General features: G+C 59.6%; 19 protein-coding genes and 1 tRNA gene. 12 read left to right on the forward strand and 8 right to left on the reverse strand.

What is annotated here, in order from left to right; translation table 11 throughout:
• Positions 1-7: 7 nt before the first annotated feature.
• Together C8265_RS07960 and C8265_RS07965 are read left to right on the forward strand one after the other, a co-directional pair.
• Positions 8-298, forward strand: coding sequence for a hypothetical protein (locus C8265_RS07960; RefSeq protein WP_108483470.1), 291 nt, complete (start codon positions 8-10; stop codon positions 296-298).
• 443 nt (positions 299-741) lie between these two features.
• The gene (locus C8265_RS07965) at positions 742-1,194 is read left to right on the forward strand and encodes an MmcB family DNA repair protein (protein ID WP_108483471.1); all 453 of its coding nucleotides are present in this window, start codon (positions 742-744) and stop codon (positions 1,192-1,194) included.
• On the opposite strand, the gene C8265_RS07970 is transcribed toward C8265_RS07965, so the two are convergent.
• Complete coding sequence (locus C8265_RS07970) at positions 1,191-1,388, reverse strand: DUF6324 family protein (RefSeq protein ID WP_108483629.1); 198 nt, start codon at positions 1,386-1,388, stop codon at positions 1,191-1,193. The genes C8265_RS07965 and C8265_RS07970 overlap by 4 nt on opposite strands.
• A gap of 182 nt (positions 1,389-1,570) precedes the next feature.
• Between C8265_RS07970 and C8265_RS07975 the strand changes: the two genes are divergently transcribed.
• A tRNA-His gene (locus tag C8265_RS07975) sits at positions 1,571-1,647 on the forward strand.
• Positions 1,648-1,752: 105 nt separating this feature from the next.
• Here C8265_RS07975 and C8265_RS07980 read toward each other — a convergent pair.
• Positions 1,753-3,030, reverse strand: coding sequence for a hemolysin family protein (locus tag C8265_RS07980; protein ID WP_108483472.1), 1,278 nt, complete (start codon positions 3,028-3,030; stop codon positions 1,753-1,755).
• A 243-nt stretch (positions 3,031-3,273) separates the two neighbouring features.
• Here C8265_RS07980 and C8265_RS07985 point away from each other — a divergent pair, with 243 nt between their 5' ends.
• On the forward strand, positions 3,274-4,194 hold the full coding sequence (locus C8265_RS07985; RefSeq protein ID WP_108483630.1) for a calcium/sodium antiporter: 921 nt from the start codon (positions 3,274-3,276) through the stop codon (positions 4,192-4,194).
• 56 nt (positions 4,195-4,250) lie between these two features.
• On the opposite strand, the gene C8265_RS07990 is transcribed toward C8265_RS07985, so the two are convergent.
• The 3 genes from C8265_RS07990 to ccmI are packed head-to-tail and all read right to left on the reverse strand — an operon-like array spanning position 4,251 to position 6,183.
• Positions 4,251-4,490, reverse strand: a complete 240-nt coding sequence (locus C8265_RS07990) for a DUF1289 domain-containing protein (RefSeq protein ID WP_108483473.1) — start codon at positions 4,488-4,490, stop codon at positions 4,251-4,253.
• On the reverse strand, positions 4,487-4,963 hold the full coding sequence (gene ruvX, locus C8265_RS07995; protein WP_108483474.1) for a Holliday junction resolvase RuvX: 477 nt from the start codon (positions 4,961-4,963) through the stop codon (positions 4,487-4,489). The genes C8265_RS07990 and ruvX overlap by 4 nt, the downstream gene beginning before the upstream one ends.
• On the reverse strand, positions 4,960-6,183 hold the full coding sequence (gene ccmI / locus C8265_RS08000) for a c-type cytochrome biogenesis protein CcmI (RefSeq protein ID WP_108483475.1): 1,224 nt from the start codon (positions 6,181-6,183) through the stop codon (positions 4,960-4,962). The genes ruvX and ccmI overlap by 4 nt, the downstream gene beginning before the upstream one ends.
• A 198-nt stretch (positions 6,184-6,381) precedes the next feature.
• On the opposite strand from ccmI, the gene C8265_RS08005 reads away from it, so the two are divergent.
• The 5 genes from C8265_RS08005 (at position 6,382) to C8265_RS08025 (ending at position 12,312) form a co-directional block, all read left to right on the forward strand.
• The gene (locus tag C8265_RS08005; RefSeq protein ID WP_108483631.1) at positions 6,382-7,629 is read left to right on the forward strand and encodes a sarcosine oxidase subunit beta family protein; all 1,248 of its coding nucleotides are present in this window, start codon (positions 6,382-6,384) and stop codon (positions 7,627-7,629) included.
• Positions 7,630-7,687: 58 nt separating this feature from the next.
• Positions 7,688-8,011 carry a sarcosine oxidase subunit delta gene (locus tag C8265_RS08010; protein WP_108483476.1) on the forward strand — a complete coding sequence of 108 codons (324 nt, stop codon included), beginning with the start codon at positions 7,688-7,690 and terminating at the stop codon, positions 8,009-8,011.
• 40 nt (positions 8,012-8,051) lie between these two features.
• The gene (locus C8265_RS08015) at positions 8,052-11,045 is read left to right on the forward strand and encodes a sarcosine oxidase subunit alpha family protein (RefSeq protein ID WP_108483477.1); all 2,994 of its coding nucleotides are present in this window, start codon (positions 8,052-8,054) and stop codon (positions 11,043-11,045) included.
• Positions 11,038-11,619: a sarcosine oxidase subunit gamma gene (locus C8265_RS08020; RefSeq protein ID WP_108483478.1), complete on the forward strand. Its 582-nt coding sequence runs from the start codon at positions 11,038-11,040 to the stop codon at positions 11,617-11,619. The genes C8265_RS08015 and C8265_RS08020 overlap by 8 nt, the downstream gene beginning before the upstream one ends.
• A gap of 93 nt (positions 11,620-11,712) precedes the next feature.
• Entirely contained in the window at positions 11,713-12,312 is a 600-nt protein-coding gene (locus C8265_RS08025; protein ID WP_108483479.1) for a superoxide dismutase, read from the forward strand.
• A 138-nt stretch (positions 12,313-12,450) separates the two neighbouring features.
• On the opposite strand, the gene C8265_RS08030 is transcribed toward C8265_RS08025, so the two are convergent.
• A complete protein-coding gene (locus C8265_RS08030) occupies positions 12,451-13,551 on the reverse strand; it encodes an NAD(P)/FAD-dependent oxidoreductase (RefSeq protein ID WP_108483480.1) in 1,101 nt (366 codons plus the stop codon).
• A gap of 180 nt (positions 13,552-13,731) precedes the next feature.
• Here C8265_RS08030 and C8265_RS08035 point away from each other — a divergent pair, with 180 nt between their 5' ends.
• Positions 13,732-13,998, forward strand: a complete 267-nt coding sequence (locus tag C8265_RS08035; protein ID WP_108483481.1) for a hypothetical protein — start codon at positions 13,732-13,734, stop codon at positions 13,996-13,998.
• Positions 13,999-14,060: 62 nt separating this feature from the next.
• On the opposite strand, the gene C8265_RS08040 is transcribed toward C8265_RS08035, so the two are convergent.
• Entirely contained in the window at positions 14,061-15,707 is a 1,647-nt protein-coding gene (locus tag C8265_RS08040; protein ID WP_108483482.1) for an MFS transporter, read from the reverse strand.
• A 205-nt stretch (positions 15,708-15,912) separates the two neighbouring features.
• Here C8265_RS08040 and C8265_RS08045 point away from each other — a divergent pair, with 205 nt between their 5' ends.
• A complete protein-coding gene (locus C8265_RS08045) occupies positions 15,913-16,830 on the forward strand; it encodes an MBL fold metallo-hydrolase (protein ID WP_108483483.1) in 918 nt (305 codons plus the stop codon).
• Positions 16,830-17,780 (forward strand): MBL fold metallo-hydrolase, encoded by a 951-nt coding sequence (locus C8265_RS08050; protein ID WP_108483484.1) that lies wholly within the window; start codon positions 16,830-16,832, stop codon positions 17,778-17,780. Before C8265_RS08045 ends, C8265_RS08050 begins: the two co-directional genes overlap by 1 nt.
• Before the next feature lie 3 nt (positions 17,781-17,783).
• Here the strand turns inward: C8265_RS08050 and C8265_RS08055 are convergent, their stop codons facing one another.
• On the reverse strand, positions 17,784-18,845 hold the full coding sequence (locus tag C8265_RS08055; RefSeq protein ID WP_108483485.1) for a YeeE/YedE family protein: 1,062 nt from the start codon (positions 18,843-18,845) through the stop codon (positions 17,784-17,786).
• Between the last annotated feature and the right edge of the window lie 111 nt (positions 18,846-18,956).

Genomic DNA, 18,956 nt, shown 5'->3' on the forward strand with positions numbered 1-18,956 from the left:
GCGCAACATGCCCGATATCGCAAAGTTCTATATCAAGAATTGTCTGATCGGTTTTTTCTGGGCCGGCCTGTTTGTGGCCGCGCTGTTGTGGTTCAACGTCGCGAACCTGTGGGCCTTGGTCGAAAACTCTGACGTTGGTATTCTGGCCACATTATTGTTGTTCTTTTTCAACGGTATCGTTTTTGCCGGGGCGCAGTGCGGTGTGGCGATCATGTTGATGTCGGAAAAGGATGATCAGGATCCAACCGGCGGTCACGGCGCGGCCGAACCCGCATTGGTGCCGATAAGGATCCGCTAAAACGCGCGATACCCGATGGCCTTGACCAGGTTCCTCAAGGTGCCAGGAAAAAGGGGATCAGCGGCCTATTATAATAGGCCAGAAGGTGCGACGGGACCGAAACGATCGTCAGGGTGCTAAATCCCGAGAGCCTGTATACACAGGTGGGCGCCAGATAACAGGACCACGATCCAGCCAGAGCCAGCTCCCTCGGAATTGATTAAGGCCACTGGATTTTGACCCCGGCACGAAAAGCTCAGAACCCGCCGCCCCCTACACATAGGGCGGGGCGGGGCACACGACAAGCCCCGGTTTTTACTGTTTTAACGATCTGGAATTTGCCCCCTGTTACCAAGGTGGTGTGCGCGCCCGCCACCGGCAAAAGATTGCAGTGGCCGGGCCGAATCCGATCATTTTCAAGAACAGCGGTTGATTTTTGTTTACCTTATGTTCACATTCCAACCATGCCAAATGATCTGACCCCACACTCCGCGCGCCCCGGCCAATTGTTGGCGCGGGGTGTGTGCCGCCATCTGCTCAGCCATGATTTTGTAACCGTCGAAGAATTGACACCGACGCCGGGTTTGCGCGTTGATGTCATGGCGTTGGGCCCAAAAGGCGAAGTGTGGGTGATAGAGTGCAAATCATCCCGCGCCGATTTTGCCGGAGATCACAAATGGCAGGGATATCTGGAATGGTGCGACCGGTATTTTTGGGCCGTGGATGAGAATTTTCCAACTGATCTCTTGCCCGATGACACCGGCCTGATCATCGCCGATGGCTATGATGCCGATATCATCCGTATGGGGCCGGAAACCAAACTTGCACCGGCGCGGCGCAAGGTGATGGTACAGAAATTCGCCCGTCACGCGGCCTTGCGTTGGCAGATGGCGCGTGATCCGGGCCTGACGCTTTAGCGTTTTTTGGTGCCGATTTTCCGGGCCTGGGCCGCGGCGGCGCGTAATTCTTCTGCGATTTCCTCGGCCTCTTCCGGATCAAAATCGAGCGGCAGATCAATTCCGTCACCTTCGACATAAAGCCGCACCATGCCCGCATCGGTTGGCCCGATTTGCAGGTTTGCCGCGATATCGCTTTCGCTGTTAATGCCCATGATCATCTCCAATATAGCACGGCTTTGCGTATCGCTTTGGTCTTTGCACCGCAAGGGGCAGGGGGGTGCGCCATCGTGCGGGATTGCAAAGCGCGCAATCACGGCCAAGGCACCAAGGCTGCAGATTTTTGGTCAAAGGCCCCCTTGCCATCGGGCGACAGGGGCGTTAAGTGAACTCGCGTGCCGCCTTAGCTCAGTTGGTTAGAGCGCTTGATTGTGGATCAAGAGGTCCCTGGTTCGAGACCAGGAGGTGGTACCATAGCTTTCCCAAGACAGTTACGCTTTTGAAACCCATGTGTTTCATTATCTGATATGGCATTGGCGCGTTGGTTGCCTGTCAGCCGAAAAGGATCGGATCACGGGCTTAGCCGGTGCGCGACACCAGAAGTTTGTCAATGCGCCGCCCGTCCAGATCGACAACCTCGATGGTCCAGCCTTGCACTTCCAACTGCTGACCGACCTGAGGCAGATGGCCGACCTGCTCAAGGATGAGCCCGGCAACGGTTTCAAAATCACGATCCGGATTGATATCAAGCGCGAACAGGTCGCCAAATTCGTCAACCGGCATCCAGCCGGCCACCAGATATGTGCCATCGGCTTTGCGTACGACTTTCGGTTCATCCGTAATCGCGTCGGGAAAATCGCCGACGATTGCCTCAAGCACATCCATCGGGGTGATGATCCCCTCAAAGTGGCCGTGTTCATCATAGACCAGAACCATATGCGCGGGCGCGGTGCGCAACCGTTCGACCACCTCAAGCGCGCTTTGCCCATCGCGCACCACGCGCACATCCCGCAACAGGGCGCGCAGATCGAAAGGCGTGTTCAACAGGGTTGGCGCCAGAATATCGCGGATCACCAGTACGCCGATAATATTATCGACATTGCCATCCCAGACCGGCAGACGGGATCGGTTGACGCCCTGTAAACGTTGAAGGATTTCGGCCATGTCGCTGTTGGCATCCAGGGTTTCGACGTCGTGGCGCGGCGTCATCAGCCCGCGTGCGGTGCGGTCTGCCACGCGCATGACACCGGCGATCATCCGGCTTTCGGCGCGGTGTATCGCGCCCGAACTTTCCGCTTCGGCCACGGCAAGGCGGACTTCTTCGTCGCTCACGCCATCTGTTGTGCCGCCCGACTGGCCCAGCAGCGACAACACCAATTTGCCCGACCGATCCAGCACCCAGATCAGCGGCGCGGCGATCTGGGCAATGCGCCCCATCATCGGCGCAACCCGGGCCGCCACCCGCTCTGGCGCGCGCAAGGCAATCTGTTTGGGCACCAATTCGCCCACGATCAGCGACAGATAGGTTATCATCACCACCACCGATCCGACACCGACAGGTTGTGCAAACCCCGCAGGCAGACCGGCGTTGGTCAGCGCGGCGGCCAGACGCGCGCCCAGTGTGGCACCGGAAAACGCCCCGGCCAAGATGCCAACCAGCGTGATGCCGATCTGAACGCTCGACAAGAAACGGCCCGGATCCTGCGCCAGGCTGATGGCCGTCGCCGCACCCGTGTTGCCCTTGTCGGCCATGAGTTTCAATCGCGCAGGCCGTGCCGATACGATCGCCAGTTCAGACATCGCCAAAAGGCCGTTGATCAGAGTCAGCAAAAAGACAAGCACGACTTCGAGAAACATCTTCACCTACTTTTGCCGCACGGCCGACCGTTCACCGTATCGCAACGGGTATACAGGCGCAGGGCCGGCACCGAAAGGCCCCGAACTGTGGGCCGGTCAGTTGCGACAAACGCGCACGGCACGCAAGGCCGGTTTGGCCCTCCTTTTGTGGCAGAATTTAATTTGCCCCTGATCTTGCAGTGCCCGCAGCGCCGCCACAGTTGTGTTCAACGGGCGGATGAGCTGCCCAGTGGGGCAGGAAACGTGGATTATCTTTATATCATCGCCGGCTTGGTCGGTTTGTTTTTCGGTGGCGAGGCCTTGGTGCGGGGCAGTGTTGATATTGCCCGGCGGATGGCGATTTCGCCACTGCTGATCGGGCTGACCGTGGTGGGGTTTGGCACCTCGACGCCCGAACTTCTGGTGTCGGTTGATGCGGCATGGCGTGGTGTGCCCGATATCGCCATTGGCAATGTCATCGGATCAAACATTGCCAATATTCTGTTGATCGTCGGGGTCACCGCCCTGGTCTGGCCAATCACGGTGACCGGTGCGACGCTGCGCCGTGATACCGGGGTGATGATGGCCGCCGCTCTGGTTCTGGTTGCGATCTTTGCCACCGGTCAGGTTGGGCGGGGGTGGGGCGTTGCCCTTGTTGCGGGATTGATCGGGTATCTGACATGGGCCTATCGCCAGTCCGCCGAACCCGTGAGCGAAGACGCCGCTCAGGGCGCGCCCGCATCCCTGACCGTATCGGCGATGTGGGTGGTTGGCGGGCTTGTCGCCCTGATGTTCGGGGCGCGGTTTCTGGTGGATGGCGCGGTGTCCATCGCGCGGGGCTATGGCATTTCCGAGGCATTCATCGGCCTGACCATCGTGGCCATCGGCACTTCGTTGCCCGAACTGGCAACATCCCTGATTGCCGCCCTGCGCCGCCAGTCGGAAATTGCCATCGGCAACATCATAGGCTCAAACATATTTAACCTGCTGGGCATTCTTGGGGTGACTGCGATGATCACGCCAATCCCCGTGGCATCGCGGTTTTTAAGCTTTGATTTGCCCATCATGATCGCCGCCTCGGCGCTGATCACCGCTTTGCTGCTGACCCGCCCGGTCATCGGGCGCGGTATTGGATTGGCAATGTTGGTGGGCTATGTCGCCTATGTCTGGACGGCGCAGGGGTGAAACCTGAACATCGCACACCTGTGCGGCGTCGAACGTGCATCAGACCTGCACGTGACCTATTCCTGCGTTTTGGCCAGCCGCGCTGCGCGACCGCCGCGGCGTTTTTTCAGCCGGGGCGCGCGGCCTGGCAAATCTTCCATCACGGCGCGGCGGGCTTCTTTGCTCATCCGCGACCATTGGGTGATTTCATCAATGCTGCGCAAACAGCCGGTGCAGATCCGTTCGGCGGGGTGAATGACGCAGATATTCACACAGGGCGATTCGATTTCATCGCGGGTCCAGACGGGAACGCTCATGATGCGGTCTTCATGTGGCTTAGGCGATCCAGCGCCCCTTGCAGGATATAACCCGCCGCCACATGGTCAATCAGTTCGGCGCGACGTTTGCGCGATGTGTCTGCTTCGATCAGGGCGCGTTCGGCGGCGACGGTGGACAGGCGTTCATCCCAGAATGTGATCGGCAGATCGGTCAGCCGCTCCAGATTGCGCGCAAAGGCGCGGGTGGATTGGGCGCGCGGCCCCTCGGACCCGTCCATGTTCAGCGGCAGGCCCAGAATCAGCCCTTTGATTTCACGCTTGGCGCAGATTTCAAAAAGGCGCTGAGCATCGAGCGTGAATTTCTTGCGTTTGATGGTTTCCAGCGGAGTCGCGATCGAGCGCAGCACATCGGACACCGCCACCCCAAGGGTGACCGTGCCCAGATCAAGCCCGGCAATCGCCCCGTGGCGGGGCAGGGCGGCGGCAAAGGGTTCAAGCGCGTCAATGATCATGGGGTCAGCCCGGTGCGCGTGGCCGCAGTGGCCAAGGCGGCAAGCGCCTGTTCATCATCCGAAAACACGCCTTTTGCCTCGCGATAGATATTGGCGGCGGTTTGTGTATCACCCAAAACGCCATAGGCCACGATCAGCCGCGCCCAATCTTCGGGCGGGCCGCCCTGTGTGGCCAGACGGTCGGCCAGACCGATGACCATGCCTTGTATCATTTCGGCGCGGTCTTCCTCGGTCATCTCCTGGGCATTGGCGATGTCATCGGCGCTCGGCCCTTTTGGTTCGGGAATGTCATAGCGCACACCGGCCAGATCGGCGATGTCGGCCATCTGGGCGCGGATTGGTTCCATCCAGGGGGCGCTTTCCGGGCCTGTCTCAAGCAGGGCACGCCACAGTTGAAACGCCAGATCCGGACGCCCGGTCTGGGCATAAAGCAGGCCGGAATAATACCGCGCCGTGCCGTTTTTTCCATCGCGCGACAGGGCGCGGTTCAGCGCGGTTTCCGCCTCGGGCGAAACATATCCGCCCGCCGCCAGAATCATGTATTCGCCCAGATCGGCGTGATCGGTGGCGGTTGCATCGCTGCCCTTGAGGGCAATCACGCGTTGTTGGGCGGCAATGGCGGCGGTAAAGTTGCCCAAGGCCGCCTCGTTACGGGCCAGCAATTGGTGACCGCGCAGATCGTTTTGACGATCCGCCAGGGCCAGACGCAGTTGTTCGATCATGCGCAGGAATTGCGGATCGACCTGCGATGTATCAATGGCGGCTTGCCTTGCCATTTCCGCCTCGGCGACGGCCTGACCGGGGCGGTTGGCGCGGGCCTCGTCAGACATTTCGATCCGGGCCTGCAGGGGCAGATCGGGGTAACCCGGCGCGCCCAGGGTCATATAGGTGGCGATCCCCCCGCCCACGACCACCACCGCCGACAGGGCGGCGACGACCCAGGTGGCGCCCTTTGGCCCGTCTTTCGGCGTGCCGGCCACCTTGGCGGCGCGATCTGCGTCGATCAGGCGGCGGGCGACTTCGGTGCGCACCAGCTTGGCTTCTTCTTCGCTCAGGGTGCCGCGGGCAACATCGCGTTCGACCTCGTTCAGCTGGTCGCGGTAGACCTGCACATCAGAAGCGGCGGCAGGGGCCGTATCGCCCCGTCCACGCCCCACCATCGCCAACACGATTAGCGCCGCCGTGCCCGCCGCTAAACCAATTGCCACTGCCCAGAACATAAAGTCTCCCTGCTTTTGCCCTATGTGCCGTCAAAACGCGGCAAACACCAGCGCCGCGCGACGTTCGGTCACAGCCCTTTGATCGGGTCTTTTGCGGGTTTGTCGCAAACCGGGCAACAGGTGCCGTTTGACATGGGGGCGCGGCGTGATAATCCGCCGATAACAAGCACAGTTTGCCAACCCCGGGGGGCCGTTCCGTTGAAACGATATTCCGTCTTTGCCGTCGCGCGCGAAGCCCTGCGGTTTCACACCGGGTGGGAGCGGGCCTGGCATTCGCCCGCGCCGAAAAAGAAATACGATGTGGTGATTGTCGGGGCCGGGGGGCATGGGTTGGCCACCGCCTATTGGCTGGGCAAAAACCATGGAATCCGCAATGTGGCAGTGATTGAAAAGGGATGGCTGGGCGGGGGCAATACCGGGCGCAATACCACGATCATCCGCTCCAATTACCTTCAGGATGCCTCGGCCGCGATCTATGAAAAATCGCGCAGTCTGTATGAAACCATGTCCCAGGATGTGAACTATAACATCATGTTTTCGCCGCGCGGCGTGATCATGCTGGCCCAAACCCAGCACGAGGTGCGCGGGTTTCAACGCACGGTTCATGCCAATGCGTTGCAGGGCGTGAAGACCGAATTCATCAGCCCCCAGCGGGTGAAAGAGCTGTGCCCGATCATGAATATCGACGGGCCGCGGTATCCGGTGTTGGGCGGTCTGTGGCAGGCACGCGGCGGCACCGCGCGCCATGATGCCGTGGCCTGGGGATATGCCCGCGCGTGCAGCGATATGGGCATGGACATCATCCAGCAATGCGAAGTGACCGGCGTGCGCCAATCGGGCGGCAAGGTGGCAGGCATTTCCACCACCAAGGGCGAAATTGATTGCGATAAGCTGGGCATCGTGGTGGCGGGCCATTCCGGGGTTTTGGCCGAAATGGCGGGGTTTCGCCTGCCGCTGGAATCTGTCGCGCTTCAGGCGTTGGTATCTGAACCGATCAAACCTTGTATGGATATCGTGGTGATGGCCAACACCGTGCATGGTTATATGAGCCAATCTGACAAGGGCGAAATGGTGATTGGTGGCGGCGCGGATGGGTACAACAACTATACCCAGCGCGGCAGTTTTCACCATATCGAAGAAACCGTGCGCGCCCTAATCGAGACATTTCCGATGATTTCACGCCTGAAAATGCTGCGCCAATGGGGTGGGATCGTGGATATGACCGGCGACCGCTCGCCGATCATCAGTAAAACGCCGCTGGAAAACTGTTTCATCAATTGTGGCTGGGGCACTGGCGGGTTCAAGGCGATACCCGGCTCGGGCTGGGCCACCGCCGAAATGATCGCCAGGGGCGAACCGGGCCCATTGGCCGAAGAGTTCAGCATGTATCGGTTCCGCGAAGGCCGGTTCATCGACGAAAGCGTGGCGGCGGGGGTGGCCCATTGATGCGTATCTCTGTTTTGCCCCCAGCCGAAACCGATCTTTTCAGAGCGAGAGCCGCGATATGCTGATCCTCACGTGCCCCTGTTGCAACATTGCCGCCGATGAAACCGAATTGTTGCCCGGCGGTCAGGCCCATATCACCCGCCACGGGCCGGGCAGTGATGATGCGGATTTCGAAACCTATCTGTTCATGCGCGAAAACCCCAAAGGCGTGCATTTTGAACGCTGGCGTCATTCCATGGGCTGTGGGAAATGGTTTCACGCCGCCCGCTGCACCGCCACGCTTGAGGTGTTTGCAACCTATAGCGCGCAAACCTTTGGCCCGCCCCAGCATGTGATCGACGCGATCAAATCGCGCCGCCCCGATTGGCAGGGGCCGGTTTGATGGGCCGCACTCCACCCCAACCCCCGATGAGGCCCGCAAGATGAGCACCCGTTTGGCCACTGGCGGCCGTTTGATCAACCGCGATGCGATCCAGAATTTCACCTTTAACGGCAAGAAACTGCGCGGTTTTGCGGGCGATACGCTGGCCTCGGCACTGTTGGCCAATGATCAAATGCTGGTGGGTCGGTCGTTCAAATACCACCGGCCCCGCGGCATCGTGGCCAGCGGCGCGGAAGAACCCAACGCCTTGGTCAACATGGGCCAGGGTGCGCGCTTTGAACCCAACCAAAGGGTCACCACGACCGAGCTGTTTGATGGCCTCACCGCGCAATCGCAAAACCACTGGCCCAGCCTTGAGTATGACATCGGCGCAGTCAACACCCATCTGGCGCGGTTTTTGCCCGCCGGGTTTTATTATAAAATGTTCATCCATCCCCGCCCGTTCTGGAAACATGTGTACGAGCCGTTCATCCGGTTTTCCGCCGGTCTGGGCAAAGCCCCGAAAGACCGCGATGGGGATCGGTATGAATACCTGTACGCGCATTTCGATCTGGCGATTATCGGAGGGGGCATTGCCGGGTTGCAGGCGGCGCTGAGTGCCGCGCAGTCGGGCCAACGGATCATTGTGATGGAGCAAACCGCCCATTGGGGCGGGCGCGCGCCCGTGGATGGCGATGTGATCAACGGGCAGGGGGCGGCGGCTTGGATCGCCGAAACCATCGCCGCGTTAAAAGCGATGCCAAACGTCACCCTGCGCCTGCGCATGATGGGGGCGGGGGTGTATGACCATGGCTATCTGTTGGCCTACGAACGTCTGGGCGATCATCGCCCCGATGCCGATACGCCACGCCACCGCTTGTGGCGGATTCGCGCCAAACATATCGTCACCGCCACCGGCGCGATTGAACGGCCCTTGTCGTTTGCGGGCAATGATATCCCGGGCGTGATGCTGGCCAGTGCGGTGCGCGATTATATCGTGAATTTCGCCGTATCGCCGGGGGATCGGGTGGTGATTGTCACCAATAATGACGATGCCTATCGCACGGCTTTGGCGGTGCATCAGGCCGGTTTGACCGTGCCCGCGGTCATCGATGCCCGCCCGGCAGGCGGTGGCGCATTGATGGAGCAGGCCCGCGCGGCGGGCATTCGTGTGGAAACCGGCCAAGCGATTGCAAGTGTGAAGGGCGGCAAACGGGTGAGCGGCGTTTCCCTGTGCCAGCAGGCGGGCGAAGGCGGTGAGATTGGCACGATTGACTGTGATGTTGTGGCCATGTCGGGCGGCTGGTCGCCGGTGGTGCATCTGTGGTCGCACTGCGGTGGCAAGCTGACCTGGGACGCGGCGCAGGCGTGTTTTGTGCCCGATCCCGCGCGCGCGCCGACAGGGGCCGACGGGCAACCGTTTGTCACCACCGCCGGGGCCGCCAGCGGCGCGATGACGGCGCAGGATGCGTTGCACAACGCCGTCGACGCGGTGCAAACGATCTTGGGTGGCGCGGGTGCCGCGCCACAGGCCGAGGCCCCGGAACAGGCCCCGCTGTTGCCGGTCTGGATCATGCCCCAGGGGGCGGGCGTGAAACTGCGCCAAAAAATGTGGCTGGATTATCAGAACGATGTGAAAGTGTCAGATGTGCAATTGGCCGCGCAAGAGGGTTATGAATCGGTCGAACATGCGAAACGCTATACCACTTTGGGCATGGCGACGGATCAGGGCAAGCTAAGCAATATCAACGGCCTCGCGGTGCTGTCGGGCGCGTTGAATAGCCCGATCCCACAGGTTGGCACCACCACATTCCGCCCGCCCTATACCCCGATTTCCATGGGCGCGATTGCGGGCGAGGCGCGGGGTGAGATTTTCCAACCCCTGCGCGCCACCCCGATGCAAGAGTGGCACATTGAAAACGGCGCCTATTTCGAACCGGTGGGCCACTGGCGCCGCCCCTATTGTTACCCACGCGGCGGCGAAACCCATGCCGATGCCGTGGCGCGTGAAATCAACGCCACGCGCGGTTCGCTGGGCCTGCTTGATGCCAGTACCCTGGGCAAAATTCTGGTCAAAGGGCCGGATGCGGGCCGGTTTCTGGATATGATGTACACCAATATGATGAGCAATCTGGCCGTGGGTAAATGCCGCTACGGGCTGATGTGTGGTGAAAACGGGTTTCTGTTTGATGATGGCGTTGTCGCGCGGATCGACGATGACACTTGGCTGTGCCACACCACATCGGGCGGGGCCGATCATGTCCATGCCCATATGGAGGAATGGTTGCAAACCGAGTGGTGGGATTGGCAGGTGTATACCGCCAATGTCACCGAACAATACGCGCAAATCGCTGTGGTCGGGCCGAATGCGCGTAAGGTGTTGGAAAAACTCGGCGGGCTGGATGTGTCAAAAGACACATTGGCCTTCATGCAATGGACCGAGGGCACATTGGCCGACATCCCGGTGCGGGTGTTTCGCATTTCATTCTCGGGCGAGTTGAGCTTTGAAATCGCCGCGCCTGCGGCCCAAGGCCGGGCGTTGTGGGATAAATTGCACGCGGCGGGGGCCGAATTTGGCGCAACCGCCTATGGCACCGAAGCGCTGCATGTGATGCGGGCCGAAAAAGGCTTTATCATGATTGGTGATGAAACCGATGGCACGGTGATCCCGCAGGATTTGAACCTGAACTGGGCCTTGTCGAAAAAGAAAGACGATTATCTTGGCAAACGCGCCCATTTGCGCAGCCATATGGCCAGTGCGGAGCGGTGGAAACTGGTGGGTCTGGAAACGCTCGATGGGTCGGTTTTGCCCGATGGGGCCTATGCCAAGGCTTCGGGTAAAAACGCCAACGGACAGCAACACACCCAAGGGCGCGTCACCTCAACCTATTATTCCCCAACGCTGAACCGGGGCATCGCCATGGGCTTGGTGCGCCATGGGCCGGATCGGATGGGCGAGGTTTTGGAGTTTCCCAAAATTGATGGCACGGTGGTGCAGGCAAAAATCGTCAACCCGGTGTTTTTTGACAAGGACGGAGAAAAACAGAATGTCTGAGCCTGTCAGCCCGTTGAACGGTGCCGCGTATGACGGTTTTGTTTCGGTGCGTGAAACCGGATCGTGCGGCATGATCACCCTGCGCGGTGATCTGTCCGATCCCGTGGTGCAGGGCGTGGTGAAAACGCTGACCGGCGTGGATATTCCCGCCATGGGAAAAATCACCATCGGCAAAACCGGCTGTGCCTGGATGTCGCCTGACGAACTGTTGTTACTGTTGCCCCGTGCGGATGTGTCCGCCGCATTGGGCGAAATCGCCCAAGCGATGCGCGAAACCCATCACTTGGCCGCCGATGTGTCGGACGCGCGGGCGCTGTTTAACATCACAGGGGCGGGCGTGCGCGATGTGCTGACCAAACTGACCCCGGCGGATGTGTCGCCGGTTGCGCTGCCCGTTGGCACGATGCGGCGCACAAGATTGGCGCAAGTGCCCGCCGCGATCTGGATCGACGACGAAACCACCGCCAATGTCATCTGTTTTCGCTCGGTCGCGCGATATATGTTCGATTTGCTGTGCACCTCGGCCAAACCCGGAGGCGCGCCGGGATTGTTTGCCCAAGGGTCGGAACAATAGATGATTTGGCGGGTTTGTTTGCCAAAGGCTTGACCTCTGCGCCAATGGGCCACAGGTAAGGTCACAGACACGTTAACTGAAAAGGGGCTTACGATGGCTTTTGAACTTCCTGATCTTCCTTACGCGCACGATGCTTTGGCCGATAACGGCATGAGCAAGGAAACCCTGGAATACCACCACGATCTGCACCACAAGGCCTATGTCGACAACGGCAACAAGGCGATTGCCGGCACCGAGTGGGAAGGCAAATCCCTGGAAGAGATCATCAAGGGCACCTATGACGCGAACGCCGTCGCCCAGAGTGGCATCTTCAACAACATCAGCCAGCTTTGGAACCACAACCAATTCTGGGAAATGATGAGCCCTGGCAAATCATCGATGCCGTCGGAATTGGAAAAGGCCCTGACCGACAGCTTTGGCTCGATCGATGAGTTCAAATCACAGTTTTCCGCCGCTGGTGGCGGTCAGTTCGGATCGGGCTGGGCGTGGCTGGTGAAAGACACCGATGGTAGTTTGAAGGTGACGAAAACCGAAAACGGTGTGAACCCGGTTTGCTTTGGTCAAACCGCGCTTTTGGGTTGTGATGTATGGGAACATTCCTATTACATCGATTTCCGTAACAAACGCCCGGCCTATTTGACCAACTTCCTGGACAATCTGGTGAACTGGGAAAACGTCGCCTCGCGCATGTAAGTCGTGCCGATTTGATTGCGAGCGGGCCGTCCGACATTGGGCGGCCCGTTTGTGTTTTGCGGTGTGCAGTGGATATTTAGAGCAAGAAAAAGCCAGAGGGTGATCGGCGTTGATCGATTGTTTAGAAACCTGTGTCGCTCAGCGCAGATTTTGTGCAACCTCTTCGGCGATGGCGAGTGAGGCGGTCAGGCCCGGGCTTTCGATGCCAAAAAGATTGACGAGGCCCGCCACCCCATGCTGTTGCGGCCCATCAATCCGGAAATCTGGCGCAGGCGCATCTGGCCCGGCAATTTTGGGCCGGATGCCGGAATACCCCGGCGCCAGGCCATGCGCGGGCAAATCGGGCCAGTAGCGGCGGATCGCCGTTTCGAATGCGGATTGGCGCGTCGGATCAACCCCGTAGGTGGGGGTTTCCATCCATTCGGTGTCAGGGCCAAACCGCGCCTGTCCGCCAAGATCAAGCGTGAGATGGACACCAAGCCCATGCTTTTGCGGTGCCGGATAGATGAGATGCGAAAATGGCGACCGCCCGCTCAGGACAAAGTAATTACCTTTGCAGTAATAGGTTTGCGGCACGTGCGTCTCATCCAACCCTTCGATCCGGCGCGCCACCTGTGATGCATTCAGCCCCGCAGCGTTGATCAGCCATTGGCAGGTGAGGGTGGTGGGATCTGCACCGCCGGTGCGAAGGGTAAAGCCATCACCGCCCGACGCGCCACCGGCAAAGGGCGTATGAAACGCAAAAGCCGCGCCCGCGCTTTCGGCGTCACCCTGCAGGGCCAGCATATAGGCATGACTGTCGATAATGCCGGTAGAGGGTGACAAGAGCGCGCCGACCGTCGCCAGCGCCGGTTCTATCGCGCGGGCCTTGTCACCCGTGATCATGATCAGATCGTCAACGCCATTGTCACGGCCACGCTGGCCGATCGCTTCAACCGCTGCCAGTTCCGAGGCATCACTGGCGACGATCAGCTTGCCACAGCGGCGAAACGGCACGCCGCGCGCGGTGCAAAAAGCATACAGGCGCTGGCGTCCAGCGACGCACAGCCGCGCCTTGAGGCTGCCTTGAGGATAATAGAGGCCGGCATGAATGACCTCGCTGTTGCGCGATGATGTTTCCATGCCGATGCCGCCGTTTTCTTCGATCACCACCACCGAATGCCCGGCCATCGCCAGCGCCCGCGCCACGGCAAGGCCGATCACGCCCGCACCAATCACCACCGCGTCAACGTCGCTCATGCCTGGTCTTTCCCGTGTCCAATGTTTAGCGCGACATTTGCACGGTGGCGTTTGGGCGCAAAGGGTAATTTTTCTGTGCACCGGCAAGGGACGGCGAGAGGGGCCGTCAACCATACGTATTGGAGAGGATGCGGATCCCAGTTAAGATTGGGCAGCTCTTCTTTTCGCCGGAGTTTTTGAATGACCACACTGTTTGCGCTCTTTTTGATCCTGCAGGGTGGCGTATTTCTGCTCTGGGCTGTTTTGGCGTTTCGGTGGCTTTTTGCCATGCGCGCCGAGGCGGTTGCACGTTCGGGGCGCGCCTTTCCGGGTTTTTCCACGCAAATTGCGGTATTTCGCAAGGGGCTGTCGCATGCCCGCTATCATCGCCAGCGTGTCAGGCTGATCTGGCTGAGTGCAATCCTGTTTGCACTCAGCGTGGTTGCCCCGTTTGTTCGATCCATCTGATATAGCAGCAGGCCGTTGTGGCGTTTTTCATAAGCGCGTCAATCGGGTCTGATCCGGTTGCATCAATGTCCCGGCGCGGATGAGGCGGGGGCGGTGTTATCCTTGCGCGGGGTGTCATCGTAAAGCGATATCGCCTGGCGTTCGATCATGCGGTGCACCTTGGGTGGGGAATTGCCGCGATGCAGCCTGAGCACACGTTCATAGGATTCGGCATCGGCCTGTGTGCGCCGTTCGTGGTGGCGCACATATTCAACCCAGGTGGGAACATGATAGGTTTCGGTCCAGACATCGGGGTTTTCCAGATCGCGCAACAGCGCCCATTGCTGGGCGCCATCCCGGATTCTGATCCGGCGTCGGGTGTTCATCGCGGCCAGAAAGGCGGTCACATCCCGCTGCGCGATTTCATAATCAATCATGATCATGATCGGCCCACTGCGGTGTTTCAGGTCAAGCCGCAAAGACGGCTCGGTGAAGGTGTTGAGCGGATCAAGGTTAAGATCGGTTGAATCCGGCAAGGGCACGATCAAACCTGCCACCGCGCCACACATCAGCAGGGCGGCGGCAACATACATGGCCCGGTCGGCGCCGAAATTTTCGGCAATCGCGCCCCAGGCCCAACTGCCCCCCGCCATGCCGCCAAATACGCCGGTCTGATACAGCGACAGCGCCCGCCCGACCACCCAGCGCGGCGTCGACAGCTGAATCGTGACATTGAACAGCGACAGCGCCATGACCCAGGCCGCGCCGGCAAGCAGCAGCGCGCCACCGCTGAACACATAATGCCGACTGACCCCCAGAATGACACAGCTAAGTGCAAAGACGATGAACGCGGCGCGTGTGATCCATTCGTTGTGAAACCGCGCCCGCACACGGCCATTGAGCAGCGCCCCAAACACCGCGCCCAACCCGAAACACCCCAACAGCACGCCATAAACAAAGGCGTTGCCTTGCAAAAGTTCGCGAACAATCAACGGCAAAAGAGCCAGGATCACGACCGCAGACAGGCCAAACATGAACCCGCGAAAGATGACTTTTATCAGATTGGGCGACATCGCCACATATCGCAGGCCGGCCGAAAACGCGCTGCCCATCCGTTCGCGCGGCAGATGCCGTTTTTGCACCGGCCGCCGCCACAGCCACAGCGCCGTGATGATCCCGAAATAACTGAGCGCGTTTACCGTGAATGCGGCGGCGGCCCCGGCAATCGCCACAATCGCGCCACCCGCCGCAGGCCCGACGCTGCGCATCAGGTTGAAGCCCATGCTGTTAAGCGAGACCGCCGCCGACAGTTCTTCGCGCGAGACGATATCGCCCATCGACGCCTGCCAAGAGGGGTTGTGCAAGGCCGTGCCACAGCCGATCAGAAACGTGAACCCAAGCAAAAGCCAAGGCGTCAGCATCCCGCCATAAGCCATTAGCGCAAGGATGATCGACACGACAAGCATGAAGGATTGCGCGATCAGCATCACTTTTCGACGGTCGAAATTGTCGGCAAACACCCCGGCCAACAGCGAAAATATCATGATCGGCAGGGTCACCGAGGATTGCACCAGCGCAACCATGCTTTGTGAATCGGTCAGCGATGTCATCATCCAGGCGGCGCCAACCGCCTGAACCAGCCCGCCAAAGTTTGAGGCAAGCGCCGCAAGCCACAGCATGCGGAACGTCTGGTTCCGGAAAAGCGTCAGTGTGGATGTACTTTGCGGCACAAGCGCTTCCTCCCTCAGACAGACCCTTGGGGATATTGATATCCCTGTCAAATGCTTAGGGCAACGGGATGCTGTGCCAATCCTCGATCGCGGGCCGGGTGCGGCACGGCTCGTCCGGCGGGTGCCAAATGCGCTACGGCTTGCGTCTTTTGGTTTTGTCATGCCATATTCAATAAATGGAATTGGTTTCCAGGGAGGGGATCGGATGACGTTGAACAGAAGGCAGGTAATCGCGGGCCTGGGCGGTTTTGCCCTATGTGGCGCGGGGTCGGGCGTGTTTGCGCGAACGGCACTGCAGGTGGGAACAAGTCAGGTGATCAGCCTGAGCGATGGCAATTTGGTTCTGCCATGGTCGTTCTTTTTCGAAGGGCTGCCCGAAGAAAAACTGACCGAGATTCTGGCCAAATATGATGTTCCGAAAGATCAGCTGGAACCGCCGTGCAACCTGACCTTGTTGCGCCAAGAGGGCAGGAATGTGTTGTTTGATGCCGGTTCGGGATCGACCTTCATGCCAAGCGCGGGCGAGATTTTGAACAGCCTGGAGGCCGAGGGCCTGTCGCCCGAGGATATCACCCACGTGGTATTCACCCACGCCCATCCCGACCATTTGTGGGGTGTTCTGGACGATTTTGATGATCCGGTTTTCCCCGACGCAGAATTGATGATCGCTCAGGCGGAATGGGATTATTGGACCGATCCCAATACGGTCAGCACCATCGGCGAAGAGCGCGCATCCTTTGCGGTGGGCGCCGCGCGCAGACTGGCGGCGGTTGAGGATCAGATCAGCTTTTTCAAGGATGGCGATGAAATCATGTCCGGGGTGATGGCCCATGCCACGCCCGGCCACACCCCCGGCCACATGTCATTTGAAATTCGCGACGGGAAAAATGCGGTGATGGTGGTTGGTGATGCCATCGGCAACGGACACGTCGCGTTTGAACGCCCGGCATGGGCCAGCAATTCGGATCAAGACCCGGATCTGGGGGCGCAAACACGTCTGCGCCTGCTTGATCAGCTTGCGGCGGATGACATTTCGTTGCTGGGCTTTCATTTGCCGCAGGGCGGTTTGGGCCGGGTTGAACGGGATGGCGAAACTTACAGATTTGTACCGGAGGATGCGTAATGCGTTGGATACTACCTTTTATATCGGCCACAGCGGCGGCCACTGGCGCCTTTGCCAGCGAAGATATCGCTGACAAATACCCAGGATCATTGCTGTATAACAAACCGGTTGAATTCATTCCCGGCGTCTTTTCGGCCATCGGCGCGACGGCCCCGCCCACCTATGAAAATGCGGGCCACAACAACAACCTGAGCTTTATCGTAACCGGCGACGGAGTTGTCGTGATCAACGGTGGCGCGGCCTATGGTCTGGCTAAGGCGCTGCACGATGAAATCAAGGCGGTCACCGATGAAGAGGTCAAGCTGGTTTTCAATGAAAACGGGCAGGGACATGCGGTGTTGGGCAACAATTACTGGGCCGAACTGGGTGTGCCCATCGTCGCCCATGTCGACGCCGCGGCCGAGGTTGAGCAATATGGCGGGTCGATCCTGGAAGGGATGAAAACCTATAATCAGGATCAGGCGGAAGGCACCGAGATACAGGCGCCAACCGAAACATTCGAGGATGAGTATATCGTCGAAATGGGCGATTTCCGGATCGAGGCACGCTATCTCGGGCCGGCCCATTCGCCGGGCGATATCGTGGTCTGGCTGCCCAAACAAAGCCTGGTGATTTCTGGCGATGTTGCGTTTCACGAACGGATGCTGCCGATTTTTGAAAACACCTATACCGCCGAATGGCTGGAAACCTGGGACAACGAGTTTGAGCAGCTGGGCGCGACCTATGTCATTCCGGGCCATGGCCACCCGACCAACATGGATCAGGTGCGCCGCTTTACCAAAGGGTATCTTGAGCATCTGCGCGGTGAAATCGGCGCCCATATCGAGGCGGGCGGCGGTTTGGCCGAGGCGTATTATGTCGACCAATCGGCCTATGCCCGTCTTGATACGTTCGAAGAACTGGCAACCAAGAACGCAGGGCGGGTGTTCGAACAGATGGAGTTCGAGTGACGCTCAGGCGGGCCTGACGCTCCAATTCAAAAACAACAATCGGTGCGTTACCATCGCACCGATCCACATGCTGAATACGGCGACCCAGGCGGTCAGGGCAAAGACCGACCCACCAGACATGCCCGCCCCCACGGCGCAGCCCCCCGCCAGCATGCTGCCAAATCCCATCAGCACGGCACCGATCAAATACCGCTCCATCGGGGTTTCCGGGCCGAAGCGTTCAATCTTGAATTCGCGCGTGGCCAGAGCCATCAATCCGGCCCCTGCAAAAACGCCGGGCACCAAACCCACGCCAAAGCCCAACGGCAGGCTGGTATTGTCGACAAACCCCATCAGCGTGTCGGTCGATGGTCCGGTGAATGTGATGGATGCGATTGGAATAACCTCAAACGAAACCTGCGCGATGGCATAGGTGAACACCCACCCCAACGCCACGGCAAACCCGACGCCGGCAGCGGCAATCGCGCGGCTGAGAGGCACCTGATTGCGCCCCGCCATCGCAAGGGAACCCACCAATGCGATCCCTGCCAATACCGCCGCAAACCCCGAAGTCAGCCCCATTTGCGCCAACATGTCCCGCGTTTCGCCCCCCTCAACCAGCCAGATTGAGGCAAGGCTTTCGCGTGCCGGGGCCAACACACCGCGCAGCGATGCCTGCGCCACCAAGGTCAGGACAAGCCCGGTCACGATGGCGCGCAAATTGCCGGTTGCAGACAGCACCAACAACCGGCTGGCACAGCCCCGCGCCAAAATCATGCCGACGCCAAACATCAGCCCGCCAATGATGGCGCCCGACAGGCTTCCGGTTGTGGCCAGTTGCCGCGAAGAAGATACATCGAGAAATCCGGTGGCGATCAGCCCCTGCACCGATGCAACGGCGGCGGTGAAAGCGATCAGCCAGATATAAAGGCGCGGTCCGAATACACCGCCCGACACCTCAACCGAGGCGGCGCGCAGGCAAAACCGCGAATGTTGTGCCGTGGCACCAAAGAAAACGCCAACCACCGCGCCCGCCATGGCCAAAACTGCGCCATCACCGAATCGCTCAATCAATGTTTCCAGCATCTGTCGGCCTCCTTGATGGGTGTTGGCTTAACCGATCTGACCGCTTCAATAGTTGTTATTCCGCAATGTTCACGAGGGTATTTGGCCTATGCGGCCCTAAATCATGTTCGT

The sequence above is a fragment of the Oceaniglobus ichthyenteri genome (assembly GCF_003057885.1).
Taxonomy (GTDB): domain Bacteria; phylum Pseudomonadota; class Alphaproteobacteria; order Rhodobacterales; family Rhodobacteraceae; genus Oceaniglobus; species Oceaniglobus ichthyenteri.